Source organism: Vibrio navarrensis, from assembly GCF_000764325.1.
Lineage (GTDB): Bacteria > Pseudomonadota > Gammaproteobacteria > Enterobacterales > Vibrionaceae > Vibrio > Vibrio navarrensis.
This window is the reverse complement of record NZ_JMCG01000001.1, coordinates 48,651-65,617: the sequence shown is the minus strand read 5'-3', so window position 1 is coordinate 65,617 and position 16,967 is coordinate 48,651. Positions and strand designations below refer to the sequence as shown.

At 50.2% G+C, this 16,967-nt stretch carries 15 protein-coding genes; 9 read left to right on the top strand and 6 right to left on the bottom strand.

Annotated features, from left to right (window positions below):
* Positions 1 to 116 precede the first annotated feature (116 nt).
* Complete coding sequence (locus EA26_RS00290) at positions 117 to 1,016, top strand: IS982 family transposase (protein WP_039422189.1); 900 nt, start codon at positions 117 to 119, stop codon at positions 1,014 to 1,016.
* On the opposite strand, the gene EA26_RS22105 is transcribed toward EA26_RS00290, so the two are convergent.
* From EA26_RS22105 to hemC, 5 genes are all read right to left on the bottom strand, one after another.
* Positions 1,013 to 2,048 (bottom strand): IS630 family transposase gene (locus tag EA26_RS22105; RefSeq protein WP_407701082.1). Its coding sequence is split into 2 segments (ribosomal slippage): positions 1,013 to 1,583 and positions 1,582 to 2,048, totalling 1,038 coding nucleotides; the frame shifts between segments, so codons are not numbered across the junction. The genes EA26_RS00290 and EA26_RS22105 overlap by 4 nt on opposite strands.
* A gap of 245 nt (positions 2,049 to 2,293) precedes the next feature.
* The gene (locus EA26_RS00275) at positions 2,294 to 3,475 is read right to left on the bottom strand and encodes a heme biosynthesis protein HemY (RefSeq protein WP_039422179.1); all 1,182 of its coding nucleotides are present in this window, start codon (positions 3,473 to 3,475) and stop codon (positions 2,294 to 2,296) included.
* Positions 3,472 to 4,677, bottom strand: coding sequence for a uroporphyrinogen-III C-methyltransferase (locus EA26_RS00270; protein WP_039422176.1), 1,206 nt, complete (start codon positions 4,675 to 4,677; stop codon positions 3,472 to 3,474). Before EA26_RS00270 ends, EA26_RS00275 begins: the two co-directional genes overlap by 4 nt.
* A 15-nt stretch (positions 4,678 to 4,692) precedes the next feature.
* The gene (locus EA26_RS00265) at positions 4,693 to 5,424 is read right to left on the bottom strand and encodes a uroporphyrinogen-III synthase (protein WP_039422172.1); all 732 of its coding nucleotides are present in this window, start codon (positions 5,422 to 5,424) and stop codon (positions 4,693 to 4,695) included.
* A gap of 1 nt (position 5,425) precedes the next feature.
* Complete coding sequence (hemC, locus tag EA26_RS00260) at positions 5,426 to 6,364, bottom strand: hydroxymethylbilane synthase (protein WP_039422169.1); 939 nt, start codon at positions 6,362 to 6,364, stop codon at positions 5,426 to 5,428.
* 346 nt (positions 6,365 to 6,710) lie between these two features.
* Between hemC and EA26_RS00255 the strand changes: the two genes are divergently transcribed.
* Positions 6,711 to 9,245 (top strand): class I adenylate cyclase, encoded by a 2,535-nt coding sequence (locus EA26_RS00255; protein WP_039422166.1) that lies wholly within the window; start codon positions 6,711 to 6,713, stop codon positions 9,243 to 9,245.
* 73 nt (positions 9,246 to 9,318) lie between these two features.
* Here EA26_RS00255 and cyaY read toward each other — a convergent pair whose 3' ends face one another.
* Positions 9,319 to 9,636 carry an iron donor protein CyaY gene (gene cyaY / locus EA26_RS00250; RefSeq protein ID WP_039422165.1) on the bottom strand — a complete coding sequence of 106 codons (318 nt, stop codon included), beginning with the start codon at positions 9,634 to 9,636 and terminating at the stop codon, positions 9,319 to 9,321.
* Between the two features lie 75 nt (positions 9,637 to 9,711).
* Here cyaY and lptM point away from each other — a divergent pair, with 75 nt between their 5' ends.
* The 7 genes from lptM to EA26_RS00220 all read left to right on the top strand — a co-directional run bounded on the left by lptM (position 9,712) and on the right by EA26_RS00220 (position 16,948).
* Complete coding sequence (lptM, locus tag EA26_RS22550) at positions 9,712 to 9,828, top strand: LPS translocon maturation chaperone LptM (protein ID WP_407701081.1); 117 nt, start codon at positions 9,712 to 9,714, stop codon at positions 9,826 to 9,828.
* Between the two features lie 47 nt (positions 9,829 to 9,875).
* Complete coding sequence (gene lysA, locus EA26_RS00245) at positions 9,876 to 11,129, top strand: diaminopimelate decarboxylase (protein ID WP_039422162.1); 1,254 nt, start codon at positions 9,876 to 9,878, stop codon at positions 11,127 to 11,129.
* 9 nt (positions 11,130 to 11,138) lie between these two features.
* Positions 11,139 to 11,969 (top strand): diaminopimelate epimerase, encoded by an 831-nt coding sequence (dapF, locus tag EA26_RS00240; RefSeq protein ID WP_039422160.1) that lies wholly within the window; start codon positions 11,139 to 11,141, stop codon positions 11,967 to 11,969.
* A 19-nt stretch (positions 11,970 to 11,988) separates the two neighbouring features.
* Positions 11,989 to 12,693, top strand: coding sequence for a DUF484 family protein (locus EA26_RS00235; protein WP_039422157.1), 705 nt, complete (start codon positions 11,989 to 11,991; stop codon positions 12,691 to 12,693).
* Positions 12,659 to 13,609: a tyrosine recombinase XerC gene (xerC, locus tag EA26_RS00230; protein ID WP_039422154.1), complete on the top strand. Its 951-nt coding sequence runs from the start codon at positions 12,659 to 12,661 to the stop codon at positions 13,607 to 13,609. The genes EA26_RS00235 and xerC overlap by 35 nt, the downstream gene beginning before the upstream one ends.
* On the top strand, positions 13,606 to 14,340 hold the full coding sequence (gene yigB / locus EA26_RS00225) for a 5-amino-6-(5-phospho-D-ribitylamino)uracil phosphatase YigB (protein ID WP_039422151.1): 735 nt from the start codon (positions 13,606 to 13,608) through the stop codon (positions 14,338 to 14,340). The genes xerC and yigB overlap by 4 nt, the downstream gene beginning before the upstream one ends.
* 118 nt (positions 14,341 to 14,458) lie before the next feature.
* Positions 14,459 to 16,948 carry a bifunctional diguanylate cyclase/phosphodiesterase gene (locus EA26_RS00220; protein ID WP_039422149.1) on the top strand — a complete coding sequence of 830 codons (2,490 nt, stop codon included), beginning with the start codon at positions 14,459 to 14,461 and terminating at the stop codon, positions 16,946 to 16,948.
* The last annotated feature ends 19 nt before the right edge of the window (positions 16,949 to 16,967 follow it).

The window sequence follows — 16,967 nt, the reverse complement described above, 5'->3', positions numbered from 1 at the left end:
ACTTTTAGAAATTAACCTGAACTCTGGATAAGAAACTGAGCTAACAGAGGAACTAATTGCTCGTTCCCCGATCTGATCATTCGACCAAAAGGAACAGATACCTCCAAGGAACGAGCATGGACAAATTAATTGAAACCTTCTGTGATGTCGATGATTTCTGTCAGTTGTTTATTGAGCAGTGGCAACAGCAACTCATCGAAATCGGTGAACTCAAGCGCCGTAGGGCATGTAAGCTATCTCCAGCTGAGATAATGACCATCCTTATTCACTTTCACCAATCCCACTATCGAGATTTCAAGAGCTACTATTTGCTCTATGTGTGCCGTAATCTGACCAAATACTTTCCAAACCTTTTAAGTTACACGAGATTCCTTGGTATGACGGCTAGCGTGGTCGTGCCAATGTGCAGTTATCTGACATCAAAGCTAGGTAAACCTACAGGTATCCAGTTTGTAGACTCGACCAAGATTGAGGTTTGCCACATCATTCGAGCCAAAAGAAATAAAGTGTTTGAAGGGGTTGCCTGCCATGGAAAGGGGACGATGGGCTGGTCTTTTGGCTTTAAACTTCATCTGATCATCAATCACCTAGGCGAGCTTGTCGCCCTCAAGTTGACTAAAGGCAATGAAGATGACAGAAAGCCAGTACCAGAGATGGCTGATGCAATCTGGGGGAAACTTTACGGTGATAAAGGCTATATCAGCAAAGCTTTAACAGGTGAGCTTCTGGATAAGGGCGTTGAACTCATTACCACTGTTCGTAAGAACATGAAGAAGAAATTTCTCTCTTTATGGGACCGAGCGTTACTGAAAAAACGCTTTATTATCGGGACAGTGAATGACCAGTTGAAGAACATTTCGTATATCGAGCATTCTCGCCATCGCAGTATGCATGGTTTTATCCTGAATCTGTTGGGAGGATTAATTGCTTACTGCTTGAGGGATAGAAAGCCCAGTCTAGATCTAACAGCTCAAGAGTTTGAGCTGTTAGAGAGTAATACCAATCTGGAAAATTAACTGGTCAGGTCAATCCACTCTCTTATGCACATTTTGCTAACCCTATCTGTACTGTCCAAGAATCGATTCCAAGCCTTGCACACTTTCTCCACGATATCCTCATAATCGGTAAAACTCTGATTGGCAAGATAGTGTTGTCTGAGCCAGCTCCACACTTGTTCTATCGGGTTGAGCTCTGGTGAATAGGGCGGGAGCTTGATGATACTGACATTGCTAAACGGTTCTGCAATGTCATTGGTATGCCAACTCGCCCCATCCATAATGATGACGGCATGACGCCCTTTTTCAGTGATTGCCGATATTTGCTTTAAATGCTCGATCATGATCTCTTTATTCACCCAAGGAACGACCATCGCTTCGCCAATCCCTCTCGCGGGACAGACAGAGCCAAACAGATACGCATATTCAAATTGTTGTTGCTTCACGGCTCTGGGGCGTGTTCCTTTCTCTGCCCATAACCGTGTTGTCGTGTTTTGTTGCCCAAATCTGGCTTCATCTTGAAACCAGACATCCACATGCTCTAGAGCGATATATCCTGGGATCTTCAGGATCGTTTCAATTTTGAATTTTTTTAAAATCGTCTTGGACTTCTTGAGATTGCTTGGGGTGTTTTGAGCGGGAAGTTATCCATGAAAAGCCCATGTGGTCGAGCAGGTAATAGATAGAATCAGGGTGGTAGTGCTGGCCAAATTCTTTCACGATATAAGCGTGGATGTCGGCCCCAGTCAGTCGTCCGCCTTGTGTATCATTGGCTTTATCTTTTATGTATTGGCTCAATTGCTCTCTTTGCTCAGAAGTTAAGAAGGGTGGTCGTCCCGTTCTTGGCTTTTCCTTCAGCCCTTCTAATCCTTCTTCAAGAAAAGTGTGAACCCACTTATTAACACTGGTTCGGCTCACCATAAGAAACTTGGCGATTTGGGTGCGAGAGTGTCCATCTTTGAAATGAGCGAGGGCCAGCAGTCTCATTTTCATCTGAATAGATTTCTGCTGGCTTGCGAGCTTTTTAAAGTCGATATTATTGAGACTGTCCATAGCGAATAAGTTTTATCGTTGAATGACATCAATTAGATCATATTTTTACTTAGATTGGTATAATTGCTTAGTTCTGGCTTAACCAGATCTCAGGTAAATTAGACAATTTGGCTAGGAGAGTCGTCCTCTTAAAATGAGCTAAGATTGCAGACCTTATTTTTATCTGAATGGATTGGTATAAGAGTTGTGGTTGCAAAATGACATAAAAAAACCGGCGATAACGCCGGTTTTTTCGTTTCAGTCGTTCACCCATTCTGCACAAGGGTAAGTGCTTTGCGTGAAACCTCATGAGCTGCTTTATTGAGATCTTGCTTTTCTAGGGCTTCTGCTAGGTAAGCGTAGTCAGAGACACTGGAGCGCACGTTAAGTGCTTGTTCAAAGTGTGTCTGTGCCAATGCCCATTTCTTTTCGCGTAAGTAGAGTTGGGCCAAAGCGCTGTGCGCTTCTGCGTTGCTATTGTCGCGCTTTGTCGCTTCCTCAAGCAGTACTATCACTGGGTGGCTATCGGAGAGGTTAAGTTCTGGCAATAGCGCATACAGTTTGCTAGAGGCCGTTTTTTTCAGTGCTTCTTTGATGACAGTCAGGGCCTCATGATCGGCTTTACGTGCGATCAACTGTTGTACAAAACAGGTGATGAGCGTTTCTTCTAGCTTAAGCTTTTTGCTCAGTCCATTCCAATAAGCGATGAGCCCTTCACTGCCTTTCTGCGTCGCAATATCAATGAGCTGGCCGCAATGAGCTTGCAAACTGACCCGTTCCATCTCTGGCTGGCTAATATGACCGGATTTCTGCAAGCTTGGCAGCAAATCGAGTAGAGGTTGCCACAGTTTCAGTTCTAGATAGGTGGTTTTCAGCAGATCCATGACAATCGGATTGTTAGGGTGGCTGCTTTTGAGCGATTGCAGTGTGTCAAACGCCTGGGTAAACTCGCCCTCACGAACCCACTGTTTTGCTCTGGTCAGTTCGACCGCCAAATGGGCGTTTTCTTGTTGGGCAGCAAGAGCAAGGTATTGATCACGCTTGGCTTTGTCTCCTTGGCCGTCAGCCGCTTCAGATGCAACTAAGTAGCACAATAGCGGCATATCGTGATGATTAGCCCAGCGTGTCACTTTTTTCTCAGCGCCTTTCCAATCCCCTTCCAGCAGCTTAATGATGCCTTCATTGGTGTAACGACGTGAGCGGCGCATTTTGCGCACACTAAACCAGTTCCAAGTGGTGAAGCTGGTATAAATCACTTTCTTGGCGAGGTATTCCAACGCGAACAATCCTGCCAGAGCTGCGACGATAAAGATAACCAAGGTCGTCACACTCATCTCTATGGTGCTGTTGGCTACCGAGATCAGCACATAACCTTGCTGGCCGGAAAATTGTGTACCAGCAAACAATCCTGCGCCAAGCACGACGAAAAGAAAAATCATGCGAATCATTGTTTATCCTCCGTGCTGGTTAGCGTGGTGACATCCCGGCGAAGGCGTTCACGAATCACATCCGCGAGTTGGTTTTGTGTTTCCAGTTTCATGGGATACGCCACTTGAACATTCTGCTGACTGAGTTGTTTTAGACTACGGTTAAACTCTTTTACGGCATTGTCGTCAAGGTTAAAGAAGGATTCAGACCAGCTTTCTGCGGTTGTTAGTGCGATGGTGTAAAGTTCATTTTGCTCGAGATAGACGGCTTTGATCGCCGTTTCCAGCTTGGCTTTGATGTTCTCTTTGAGATAAAAATGTTGCTCTGGTGAGAGCAGAGGAATCACATTGCCGTCGCGGGTACGGAAAGTAATGAAGTTTTCTGAGAAGTCTTTTAGCGAGGTGAGCAAGTTGTCTTGCCAGTTACTGATGTCCTCGGAGACCTCGGTTTTTTCTACCGCTTTGGCTTCTGGGAGAATAGCATTAGCCAGTGGCAACTGATCGACTTGTTGCTGCAAAGCGGTTAGACGCATTACTAAGCCATCACGATCAATGATTGGGATGGTTTTTAGTTTGGTAATGTCGCTTGCCATTGCTTTACGCAGTGGGACAAAGCTCGGGTCGTTGAGCGTGGCGATACGTTGATCAGCGCTTTCCATCAGATGAGTGGCGCTCGTTGCGTCGTGCTCAAGAAACAGCTTGCGTCCGGCCAGTTTGACCAAGTAATCCGCTTCCGCCAGCAGCCAGTCGTTTGGACGGCGTCCTTTCACATCCGCCATGGCCAGCTGTAGGCTCTCAATGCTCTTTTGCTGCTGCGCAAGTTCCACTTCCGCTTTGTGGAGTGTGCTGCTGGCTTGCTGCGCCGTGTCCGCTTTGACTTGGTTCATCTGCTGAGTCAAGGATGACTGAGTTTGTTGCAGCTGATTTTGCAGTGCGGCGATCTGCGCTTGGTAGTGGCTACTCTGCTGTTGCATTTGATAAGCGAGCCCGCCAGTACCAAGTAGGGCTATCACAATCGCGATGATGCTCAGTTTGCTGCCGCGCTTTTGCTCTGGCTGAGTGTTGCTGTGTGGCGCTTTCTCGGTGTCAGAGGAGGCAGGGCGGACATCGTTGGCGATCTCGGCAGAAGCAGACGTATCGTTATTAGGCGAAATGTCGTTGGAGGTTGGGGTAGACGTCATTTCTTCAGGCGTGGTTTGCTCGTTATTTTTTTTACTTGTCATGAGGTTATCCTGTTTTTACTTAGGCTGGAGAGCAGCCAGTAATTCCATGTTTGCAGCACTTCCAACGTTGGTCACTCTGGCGAAGCCTAAAGAGTGTGCAATGGCAGCAATGCGTTCGCTGGGTACCAATAAATGTTGTTGATGCAGCCATTGCTGTGCTTGGCTGTGCATCATGCGGTTGAGGTATTCCAACTGTTCAGAACTGGTGACGATGAGAGTATCGACTTTTTGCGCTTGCCAAGATGCCACACAGCTTAGCGGATCAAAGGGGATAAATTCTCTCTGGTACGTCTCACAATAATCAACATCGGCGTCAAGCGAGGCAAGAGACTCTCGGATGAGCTCTCTACCCCCGTTGCCGCGCAAAATCAACACACGCTTCCCTGCGATCCGGTTGAGCTCCGGAAGTTGGATTAAGTGCTCACTATCACTGACCGTCGGGTAGTTTACGTCTTGCCCCGTGACTTTGCTTAAATAGTGTGCGGTTTTTTGACCAACGGCAAGATATCGCGTGTTCTGCGGCCAGTTTGCTTGATGTTTTGCAAGCCATTGCTGGGCGAACTGCACCGCGTGTTGGCTGACGGCGATAACAATGTCGCTGTCGCGCAGTTGAGAAAGGAGTGTTTCGACGCTTGGATTGGCGACGATACGAATGAGAGGATGATGGAGTGTGGAGACTCCACCATCATTGAGCAAGGAGCAGAGCGCCAGCCCTTGTTCGGCTGGCCGCGTGACCAGAACCGTCATGTTACTCGTGATCTTGATAAAGACGAGCAAGAATGTCGTCGGCGCCTTGGCTGAGAAGTTGCTGCGCAAGTTGCACGCCCAGGGATTCGGCGTCGGTGCGCGGGCCGCGAATTTCGCCGCGCACAATGTGGGAGCCATCGGGTTCACCGACAAGAGCACGCAGCCAAATCTGATCGCCCTCAAGCAGCGCGTAGCTGCCAATCGGCACTTGGCAGCCGCCTTGTAGGGTCAGATTCATTGCTCGCTCACACTTGACGCGATCCGCTGTTTCGACGTGATTCAGCGGCGCTAGCAGTTCGAGCATTCTCTCGTCATCGGTGCGGCACTCAATGCCAACAGCGCCTTGACCTACCGCAGGGAGAGACTGTTCTGGCTCGATAAAGCTACGAATGCGCTCTTGCAGTTCGAGGCGTTTAAGACCTGCCGCGGCGAGGATAATTGCGTCATACTCGCCCGCGTCAAGTTTACTCAAGCGTGTGCCGACGTTGCCGCGTAGCTCTTTGATGACTAAATCTGGACGATACGCTTTGAGTTGGCACTGACGGCGTAGGCTGCAGGTGCCGACAACCGCGCCTTGTGGCAGTTGTTCAATGTTTTCATAATGGTTGGAGACAAACGCATCGCGTGGATCTTCGCGCTCACAGATGGTGACCAGCCCGAGCCCTGGTGGAAAATCGACAGGCACGTCCTTCATCGAATGCACCGCCAGATCCGCGCGCCCTTCCAGCATCGCCACTTCCAACTCTTTGACGAACAACCCCTTACCGCCGACTTTTGCCAAAGGCGTATCGAGAATCACATCACCTTTGGTGACCATGGTCACCAGTTCCACTTCAAGGCCGGGATGAGTCTGTTGCAGCGCTTCTTTGACATAGTAGGCCTGCCAAAGTGCAAGAGGACTTTTTCGGGTTGCGATGCGAATCGGTGTTGAGTGTGTCATGATCTTCCCAGTGTCATTGTCAATTTTGCCCCAATCCTACCATCCTCACTGCTAAAGTATTACTGTTAGTTCGTGTAACTGTTGGTATGGTTAACTAATTACACAAGCGTACTGAAATAGTGTGACTCAATTCTCATTTGACTGCGCCGCCAGTATTCGTAGTCAGCGTTACAAGCGACACTGAGGCGCCTTGAAAAGGGCGTGCGACAAAGGTTCGTGTTGGTTTGGGATTGACGGGTTACATCTTTACCAATACGCTTAGAAGTGTTAAATTGATCACGTTTTTCTGCCAGGATGGCATAAAAGTTATACAGACGTGTCTTGATACTGAAACCAAGGAACTCCCTTGCAGGCTTATACCGAAAAATTAATCCAGCGATTAGATACACTTAACCAGCAACGTATTGAACGTGCGCTGGCGCTTATGGATTTGCAAAGCCAGCGAGTCTTCCATCTCATTCCTGCTTTACTTCATTTCAATCATCCAGCGATTCCGGGCTATTTTGACGCCGATGTACCTTATGGGATCGACGGTCAGGAGTTCAACGACGTACAACAGCAGTTTATTGACGATACCGAACTCACCTTAGGTTGCCCTTTGCCAGTGGCGAAAAAAGCCAAAATTCTTGGCTTGTATACTATGGGAAGTACCTCGTCGATTGGGCAAAGCACCTCCAGCGATCTCGACATCTGGGTGTGTGTCTCAAGCCTCATGAGCCATGAAGAAAGGGAAAGTCTCACCAACAAGTGCCTACTCATCACCGATTGGGCGCAGATGCACGGGGTTGAGGCGAACTTTTTCTTGATGGATGAGCAGCGTTTTCGCTCCAACCGCTCAGAGCAGATGACAGGCGACAACTGCGGCTCTTCTCAGCACATGTTATTGCTCGACGAGTTCTATCGCTCGGCAGTGCGTATCGCCGGACGACGCTTGTTGTGGCAGATAGTGCCACCAGAAATGGAAGAGTGTTATGACGAGTACGTCGATCAGCTTTGCCGTGGTGGCTACATCAACTGCAACGAGTGGATCGACTTTGGTCAGTTAAGCTGCATTCCGGCAGAAGAGTATTTCGGCTCCAACTTATGGCAGTTGTACAAGAGTATCGACTCGCCATACAAATCGGTGCTGAAAGCGATCTTGCTGGAAGCCTACTCGTGGGAATACCCGCACACCCAGCTACTCAGCATTGATACCAAACGACGCTTTTTTGCCCATGAGCCGGATCTTTACGGCATGGATGCGTATTATTTGATGCTGGAGAAGGTGACGCGCTATCTGGAGCGCATCAAAGATACCACCCGTTTGGATCTGGTTCGGCGCTGTTTCTATCTGAAAACTCATGAAAAGCTTTCTCGTGATCCCGGCGTTGGCTCGGTCGCTTGGCGACGCGAAGCGCTGCGTCAACTGACGACCCAGTGGCAGTGGTCACCTGAGGTGATCGCCGAGCTCGATAATCGCCGAAACTGGAAAGTGGAACAGGTGAAAGTGGTGCACCACGCGCTGCTGGATGCCCTGATGCAAAGTTACCGTAATTTGATCCAGTTCGCGCGGCGTAACGACATTACCTCGGCCATTAGCCCACAAGATATCAGCATTTTAGCGCGTAAGCTGTACGCCGCCTTTGAAGTGTTGCCGGGCAAAGTGACCCTGCTCAATCCACAGATTTCGCCGGACTTACATGAAGCGGACCTCAGTTTTATTGAAGTGCGCGAAGGGCGGACCAATAAAGCCGGTTGGTATTTGTACAAGCAGCCTCTGGTGGCGCACCGCATTCTCGGTCAGCCGTATTTGGAGCACCACGAGTACTTGAGTAAATTGGTTGCGTGGGCGTTTTTTAATGGCCTGATCACCGAGTCGACGCGTTTGCATGCGGTGGTGCGAGATGCGCAGATCGACATCGATAAGTTCTATCAGATGGTCAGCGACTTGCGCAATACCTTCTCACTGCGCAAACGTCGACCTACCATGCAAGCGTTGGCCAGCCCATGTGAAATCAGCCAACTGGCGATGTTCATCAACTTTGAAAGTGACCCCACTGCCGAACTGTCGGGGCGCTCTTTAAAAGTGGACCTGAAAAACGCAGATATTTTCAGTTTTGGTACGCAGCAGCGCAGTTTGGTTGGCAGTGTTGATCTGGTTTACCGCAACTCTTGGCACGAAGTACGCACTCTGCATTTCAAAGGCGAAACCGCTATGCTGGATGCGCTGAAAACTGTGTTAGGGAAAATGCACCAAGATGCGATTCCGCCCGAGTCGGTGGATGTTTTCTGTTACAGCAAAAACATGCGTGGCGTGATGCGTAACATGGTGTACCAGCTGCTGGCTGAGTGTATTGATTTACGCTTAAAGCCAGTTGAGCAGGAAAAACGCCGCCGCTTCAAAGCGATTCGTTTAAGCGCGCAAACCTACGGGTTGTTCTTTGAGCGTCGTGGCGTGTCGGTACAAAAGTTGGAAAACTCGGTTGATTTTTACCGCAGCATCTCGACCAACAAGCTGAAAGGCTCACCTCTGCTGATGCTGGATCGCGAAGCGGACTACCAGCTGCCAGAAATCGTCGATGGATTTGCCAGCGAAGGCTTGATCCAGTTCTTCTTTGAAGATACCGATAAAGGCTTCAATATTTATGTGTTGGATGAGTCGAATCAGGTGGAAGTGTATCACCAGTTTAGCGGCTCAAAAGATGAGATGATCGCCAGCGTTAACAGCTTCTACACCTCGGTCAAAGACGACCAACAGGTCGCGTCCAAGTTCATTAACTTTAACTTGCCCCAGTACTATCAAATTGTGCACCCACAAGAAGAGGGGGCGCAATCTTACATCGTGCCTTATCGCAACGACGCCTGTACTCCGTCCAAAATGTCGAAAGTCGTCAATGTTTAAGCCGAGGCGATTTAATTGCTAATAGAGTTAGCGGCCAATAGAGAAAGAGCACCCACGTGGTGCTCTTTGACTTTTATTGTACCCAGTCGATCGTGTCGCCTGCGTGCTTCTCGCATTCTTGTTTGACCATCTGCGAGAACTCCATGCCAGTTTTAGAGCAAATCCACCTATCTTGCTGATATTTAAAGTGGAAACCGCCGGATTTTGATGCCAGCCAAATTTCCTGCATCGGCTCTTGGCGGTTAATGATGATCTGGCTGCGGTCGTCAAACTCCAACGTCATCACATTGCCGGTGGTTTCGAAATCGATGTCCGCGCCTGAATCATCAATCGCTTCTTCAATAAGTTGCAACTCGGCATCCACCAGTTGATGAAATTCAGTATTGTTCATCTTATCTATCCTATTGCTTTTCCTGAGTGTGGTGCGATTATAGGGGGCATTGAATCAATAATCACGATATGCAAAATGAAAAAATTACTTACTGTGTTGCTTACCCTCAGTGTGGCCTTGTTGGCTGGGTGTGGGCAGTCGGGCTCCCTCTATATTCCTGACGACACTCCGCCGAGTGAACAGTCGCAGTAGGCATGAAAACAGATAAAGCAGTCGACCATTAATAAGGGAAGCGAATTTTGGACTATTTCAATTATCAGGATGATGGCCAACTGTGGGCCGAAGGCGTTGCGCTGTCTCAACTGGCGCAGCAATATGGTACGCCGCTGTACGTCTATTCACGTGCTACATTAGAGCGCCACTGGAAAGCCTTTGATCAGTCTGTTGAAAACCATCCTCATCTGGTTTGCTACGCGGTAAAAGCCAACTCCAATCTTGGTGTGCTCAATGTGTTGGCGCGTCTTGGTTCCGGCTTTGATATCGTCTCTGGCGGTGAGCTGGAGCGTGTGATTGCCGCGGGTGGCGATCCACGTAAAGTGGTGTTTTCTGGTGTGGGTAAAACCGAAGCTGAGATGCGTCGCGCGCTGGAACTGAACATCAAATGTTTCAATGTGGAGTCCGAGCCTGAGCTGGAGCGCCTCAACAAGGTAGCCGGTGAGCTGGGCGTGAAAGCACCAATTTCACTGCGCATTAATCCTGATGTTGATGCTCAAACCCATCCTTATATTTCGACTGGCCTACGTGACAACAAATTTGGTATTGCGTTTGACCGCGCACCGGCGGTTTATCAGTTTGCGCAAAGCCTAGAGAACCTCAATGTGCAGGGGATTGATTGCCACATTGGCTCTCAGTTGACGGCACTCGCGCCGTTCATTGATGCCACGGATCGTCTTTTGGCGCTGATCGATTCCCTTAAAGAGCAAGGCATCACCATCCGTCATCTGGATGTCGGTGGTGGTTTAGGGGTCGTTTATCGTAATGAGCTGCCACCGCAGCCGTCAGAGTATGCGAAAGCGCTGCTGGGCCGTCTGGAAAACCATCAAGATCTCGAGCTGATTTTCGAGCCTGGTCGAGCCATTGCGGCGAATGCGGGTGTACTGCTGACCAAAGTGGAATTTCTCAAACATACCGAGCACAAAAACTTCGCCATCATTGATGCTGCGATGAACGACTTGATGCGCCCGGCGCTTTACCAAGCGTGGCAGGATATCGTGCCGGTGAAGCCACGCAGCGGCGAAGCGGTGACGTATGATCTGGTCGGGCCGATTTGTGAAACCGGTGATTTCCTCGGTAAAGACCGCTCACTGGTGCTGGCCGAAAATGACCTGCTTGCGGTGCGCAGCGCCGGTGCTTACGGCTTTGTGATGTCCTCGAACTACAATACTCGTGCTCGCGCCGCAGAAATCATGGTCGATGGCACGCAAAGTTTCCTCGTTCGTCAGCGTGAAGAGCTGCGTAGCCTGTGGGAACTTGAACACATTCTTCCGGAGTAACCAGCTTTTATGCATTTCCACTTTTCCAAAATGCACGGTTTGGGTAACGACTTTATGGTGGTCGATTGCATTACCCAAAACGTTTACTTCTCGCAAGAACTGATCCGCCGCTTGGCGGATCGTCACACAGGCGTTGGCTTCGACCAACTGCTGGTGGTCGAGGCGCCCTATGATCCCGAAACGGATTTCCACTACCGTATTTTTAATGCCGATGGTAGCGAAGTCGAGCAGTGTGGCAACGGTGCGCGTTGTTTCGCCCGTTTTGTGCGCATGAAAGGGCTGACCAACAAATACAGCATCAGTGTCAGCACCAAGAAAGGCAAAATGATTCTCGACGTGGAAGACGACGACCAGATCACCGTCAATATGGGTGTGCCGGAATTTGAACCGAGCAAAATTCCATTTCGCGCCAAGCAGAAAGAGAAAACCTACATCATGCGTGTTGGCGAGAAAACGCTGTTTTGCGGTGCTGTGAGCATGGGCAATCCGCATGTCGTGACTGTGGTGGATGATGTCGATACGGCGGAAGTGGAAACCTTAGGTCCGCTTTTGGAGTCGCACGAACGTTTTCCAGAGCGTGTTAACGCTGGCTTTATGCAGGTGGTCAATCGCAACCAGATCCGCCTACGCGTGTATGAGCGCGGCGCAGGGGAAACTCAAGCTTGCGGCAGCGGCGCGTGCGGTGCGGTTGCAGTGGGCATTGTGCAGGGTTTACTTGATGAGAGTGTGACGGTCAAATTGCCCGGCGGCGAGCTACACATTCAATGGCAAGGCCCTGGCAAGCCGTTGTACATGACCGGGCCTGCAACACACGTCTTTGACGGACAGCTCTTTTGCTGATGGAACGAGGGGAAATTTTTTGTCGTATATAGAAGCAGATACGCTGAGCGCAGAAGTGGTGGCCGAGTATCTGAAAGATCACCCAGATTTTTTTATGCAACGTCCTGAGCTGGTGGATCGCTTGTCGCTGCCGCATCCGGATTTGGGTGCCGTACCGCTAGTGCATCTACAACTGAATCGCCAACGTCAGCGCATTGAAGAGCTGGAAGAAGAGATCACTGGCCTGATGTCATTGGCGGCCAGCAACGATCGAACGTTTTACCAGTTTATGGATCTGCAAGGCACAATCTTAAAATGCACCGACTTCACACAAGTGATCAGTGCCATTGAGCAGAAAGCGCAACAACTTGGCTTGTGCGCTTATGTGCGCCTGTTTAGTCAATGTGATGCCAGCGCGCAGCTGAGCAAAGAGCACTATCAACGTTTTGCTACCACGCACCTTAACGGCAAAGAGGCCTACTTGGGCCGTTTGCGTAAAGTGGACCGCGAGGCGTTGTTTGGGGAGATGCACGTGCCAGAAATGGGTTCCTACGTGATTTTGCCTTTGGTGAAAAAGCAGACACTCGGCGTGCTGGCTTTCTCCAGTGAAGATGGTGGCCATTTCCAACCCGATATGGATACCTTGTTTTTACGCCATCTCTCTTTGGTGGTCGCCCACCTTGCGCAAACCCTGCTATGGCAAAGCTACGATGACGACAACGCCCAGCACTCCTCTGCCAAGTAGCCTGCAAAAGCCACTGGATCGCTTCTACGAATTTCTGCGCAGCGAGAAAGGGCTGAGTTTGCACACGCAGCGCAACTACAAACAGCAGTTGCAAACCATGGCGCAGCATCTGGCGGACATGAACGTTAAGGCGTGGAATGACGTCGATGCCAGTTGGGTGCGCCAGTTAGCGGGCAAAGGGATGCGTGAAGGCATGAAAGCCAGCAGTTTGGCCACGCGTCTCTCATCACTACGCAGTTTTTTTGATTTTCTCATTTTGCGCGGAGAAATCGTCGCCAATCCGGCTAAAGGGGTTTCCGCACCGAGGAAAAAGCGCCCGCTACCAAAAAATCTCGATGTCGATGAAGTCAATCAACTGCTCGAAGTGGATGAAAATGATCCGCTGTCGATTCGTGATCGCGCTATGATGGAACTGATGTATGGCGCGGGATTGCGTTTGGCAGAGCTGGTGAGCATCGACGTGCGAGATGTGCATCTGCGTAGCGGCGAAATTCGCGTGATCGGTAAAGGCGACAAAGAGCGCAAAGTGCCGTTTGCGGGCATGGCGGTGCAATGGGTCGGTAAGTGGCTGAAAATTCGCAGTGGCTTAGCCGCACCGGGTGAAAATGCGCTGTTTGTCTCTAAGTTGGGCGCGCGCATTTCCCATCGCAGTGTGCAAAAGCGCATGGCACAATGGGGACAAAAGCAGGCGGTGGCAAGCCACATTACTCCGCATAAACTGCGCCACTCTTTTGCCACGCACATGTTGGAATCGAGCAATAATTTGCGCGCGGTACAAGAGCTGCTGGGACACGAAAATATCTCCACCACGCAGATCTATACCCACTTGGACTTTCAGCACTTAGCGGATGTGTATGACCAAGCTCACCCCAGAGCGCGGAAAAAATCGTCGCAACGCAAAGAGGAAGAAGAATGAAATTCTATCGCTCACTGGCACCGATCAAAGCACTGACGTTCGATTTGGACGACACCTTGTACGATAACCGTCCAGTGGTGCTGCGCATGGAGGCGGAACTGTTGAGCTGGTTGCACCGCGAACACCCGCAAACGCAGCGTTTTCGTACCGAGCAATGGCAGGAGATCAAAGCGGCGGTCAGCCGCAAGCACCCAGCCGTGTGCCACGATGTGACATTATGGCGAGAAAAACAGTTGCAAACGGCGTTCTTGCAACTGGGTTACGCACCAGAAGAAGCGCAACAGGCTGCTAAAGATGGGGTGGCGGTCGCGCTTAGTTGGCGCAGCCGTTTAACCGTGCCGCCGCAAACGCATCAGGTACTGAGTGCCTTGGCTGGTGAGTTTCCGCTGGTGGCGATCACCAATGGCAACGTCGATACCAAAGTGCTTGGCCTTGATGTTTATTTTAAGGCGGTATTGCAAGCGGGGCCTGATGGCGCAGCGAAGCCCGCAGCGGATCTGTTTCTGCTCGCGCAGTCGATGTTGCCATGTTCCCCAGCTAACATTCTGCATGTGGGCGATCATCTGCTCAAAGACGTCGCGGCCGCCAATCAGCACGGATTTATGTCGTGTTGGATCAACACCACCCATCGAAGTTTGTACCGCAATGCGAAAGCGCGAAGCTTGCCCCATCTTGAGATTAGGGAATTGCGTCAATTGCTGCCGCTTTTGCAAGCACACTCTCAATCTTAACAAGCTGATAACGCGCAAAGCTGGCAAAGCTTAATAAAGATACGTAGATTAGATTTCTCATAAATAGAACATAATCTTAGTTTCTTTACTAAGCCACAACGTCAGGACTCACTCGCGTATGCAGACTTTCTCTCTCTGGGCGGATGATCTCGAGCAGTTACAAGAACAGATACAAGGCTATGATTGGCAAGTCGATAGCCCCTATTTGATTCAGCTTTTTTCCGCTCAGTCAGCGTCGGTGACCGAAGCTTATGCCCGCGCTCTTCGCATGAAGTTGCCGCGTGCTGAAATAATCGGACACAGCACTCGCCACATGATCCACGCCGGCGAAATTCTTCATCACGGCTGCTTGATCGTCATTAGCCAGTTTATGTATACGCAGCTTACCTCCGCCGTGCAGCCCTATAGCGGTGCGCCCGATCTCGATAGCTACGATTTTCGTCATGCGCTCAATCTCAGCCCGGCCAGTTGCGCGGTGGTCAGTTTTGCCGTGCAAGTGCAGCGGGTCGACTATCCAATCTATAGCGCATTTCGCTGTGAAGAAGCTTGCCCGCCGGTGGCTGGCGGTTTGGCTCAGACAACCGAAGATGGCTGCTGGGTGCTGCACCAAGAGAAGGTGTACCACAATGCGGCAGTGGCGGTCGCGCTTCATGGCGACGCGTTGAAAGTATGGACGCACGCTTATTCGGAGTGGAACCCGGTCGGGATGTATCACAAGGTGACGGCCGCGCAAGGGCGACGATTAATCGCGCTGGGCAACAGGTCGGCCTATGATGTGTACAAGCACTATTTGGCAGACAATCGCGACATCTCTTTGAATCAGCTAATCAATTTTCCGCTTTATCGCGAAGTGAACAACAAGAAAGAAGTGTGTTCGGTGTGCGATATCCATGCCGATGGCAGCATGACCTTTGACCGTGATTGGCAAGTGGGCGATGAGGTACGCTTTTGCTATAACCACCCCTCTTTGACGCTGGAGCAGTTAAAGCATGGCGTGATGGAACTGGCGATGCATCAGCCCGAATCGGTGTTTATCTACAACTGCGCTTCGCGGCTTGATTTCATTGACGGTGCTGAAGAGGTGAGTGCCTTCAATGAACTGGCCACCACCAATGGCAGTTATTGCATGGGAGAGATATACAGTGAAGGCGCTTCGCTGGAGATTTTGCATCATAGCCTGACCTATTTGGCGCTGCGCGAAAGCGACGAAGTGACGCGTTTTAACTTGCCCTCCAATGAGATCAGCAGCATTTCACCACTGTTCTGTTTGATCCGCAGTGCCATTGCTGATCTGGACAACATGAATGCGCATATGGAGTACCAGCTTGAGCGTCAGGCGATGCGTCTGCAAGAGAGCTATCGCCGCGACAGCCGTACTGGCCTGCCCAATCGTATTGCGCTTAAAGAGTATCTCAATGATATTCAAGCGGACGAGCATCTCCTGACACTTAAGTTGCTTAATTTTAACCACATAAATGAGAAATACGGTTATCAAGTCGGTGATGAGTTATTGCAGATGCTGTCGGTCCACTTTACCACACGGCTACGCAAACGCCTTGGCAAAGGGGCGAATCTGCGTATCTACAGCATTGGGGTGGGAGAGTGGGCGTTTATCTTTCGCGCTGGGCTGTGCGGTGAAACCATCAAACAGCTCTTCACCCGATTCGCCGATCTGATCGAACAAACCAACTTTGAGCCATCCGGGCTTGAACATGTCGACTATCTCTCCATTTCACTCTGTGGCGGTTTGGCGAGCCGACGTGATTTCCCCAATGCCAGCGGTGATGAACTCTTGCTCAAAGCGATTGAAGCACGTCGGGTTGGGGTGCGTAACAACACCCACATTTGTGATGCTAAAGAAGTGCAAGTCAGCGAAGAGGTACGCCGCGAACAGCTCGGCTGGCTGGGTTGTGTCAGCCGTGCCATCTTGCAGCAGAACATCGTTACCTATGCGCAGCCGATTTTTCACGCCGATGGCAAAACGCCTTCAGCCAAAGAGTGTTTGGTGCGCATTGTGGAAAACGACGGGCGTATTGTGTTGCCGGGGCAGTTTCTGCCGATTATCACGGGCACCCATCTCTACACTCGTTTAAGCCGACACATGATCCAAAGCACTCTCGACTACATGCAAGATAAGCAGGAGGCGTTTTCGATCAACTTGTCACCGCAAGATTTGCTCAGCGACAGAACTCTCTTGCTGCTTGAAGCTTCGATCAACCAACTCAACGATCCCAGCCGCATTGGTCTGGAAGTGTTGGAGTCGGAGCAAATTAAAGATTACGGGCGGATGATCGAAGTGTGTAGCCACTTTCGCCGCTTGGGGGCGCGCATCATCGTCGATGATTTTGGCTCTGGTTACTCCAATATTGATGAAATCATCAAGTTGGAACCGGAAATCATTAAGCTCGATGGCAGCTTGATCCGCAATATTGATCAAGATGAGAAGCAGCGCAAAATTGCTAACCAATTGGTGCGATTGTGCCAAGTGTTGAATGCAAAAACCGTGGCGGAATTTGTTCACAACCAGCAGGTTTGCCAGATAGTGCAGGACATGGGGGTGGATTACTTGCAGGGCTATTTCTTAGGTAAGCCGCAACGGCTGTTTTAAGTGCTTAAAGCCAACAGCA

Excerpts from the sequence above, each read along its gene's own strand:
- EA26_RS00290 (WP_039422189.1), top strand. The coding sequence starts at position 117 with ATGGACAAATTAATTGAAACCTTCTGTGATGTCGATGATTTCTGTCAG.
- EA26_RS00275 (WP_039422179.1), bottom strand. The coding sequence starts at position 3,475 with ATGATTCGCATGATTTTTCTTTTCGTCGTGCTTGGCGCAGGATTGTTT.
- EA26_RS00270 (WP_039422176.1), bottom strand. The coding sequence starts at position 4,677 with ATGACAAGTAAAAAAAATAACGAGCAAACCACGCCTGAAGAAATGACG.
- EA26_RS00265 (WP_039422172.1), bottom strand. The coding sequence starts at position 5,424 with ATGACGGTTCTGGTCACGCGGCCAGCCGAACAAGGGCTGGCGCTCTGC.
- hemC (WP_039422169.1), bottom strand. The coding sequence starts at position 6,364 with ATGACACACTCAACACCGATTCGCATCGCAACCCGAAAAAGTCCTCTT.
- cyaY (WP_039422165.1), bottom strand. The coding sequence starts at position 9,636 with ATGAACAATACTGAATTTCATCAACTGGTGGATGCCGAGTTGCAACTT.
- lptM (WP_407701081.1), top strand. The coding sequence starts at position 9,712 with ATGAAAAAATTACTTACTGTGTTGCTTACCCTCAGTGTGGCCTTGTTG.
- dapF (WP_039422160.1), top strand. The coding sequence starts at position 11,139 with ATGCATTTCCACTTTTCCAAAATGCACGGTTTGGGTAACGACTTTATG.
- xerC (WP_039422154.1), top strand. The coding sequence starts at position 12,659 with ATGACGACAACGCCCAGCACTCCTCTGCCAAGTAGCCTGCAAAAGCCA.
- yigB (WP_039422151.1), top strand. The coding sequence starts at position 13,606 with ATGAAATTCTATCGCTCACTGGCACCGATCAAAGCACTGACGTTCGAT.
- EA26_RS00220 (WP_039422149.1), top strand. The coding sequence starts at position 14,459 with ATGCAGACTTTCTCTCTCTGGGCGGATGATCTCGAGCAGTTACAAGAA.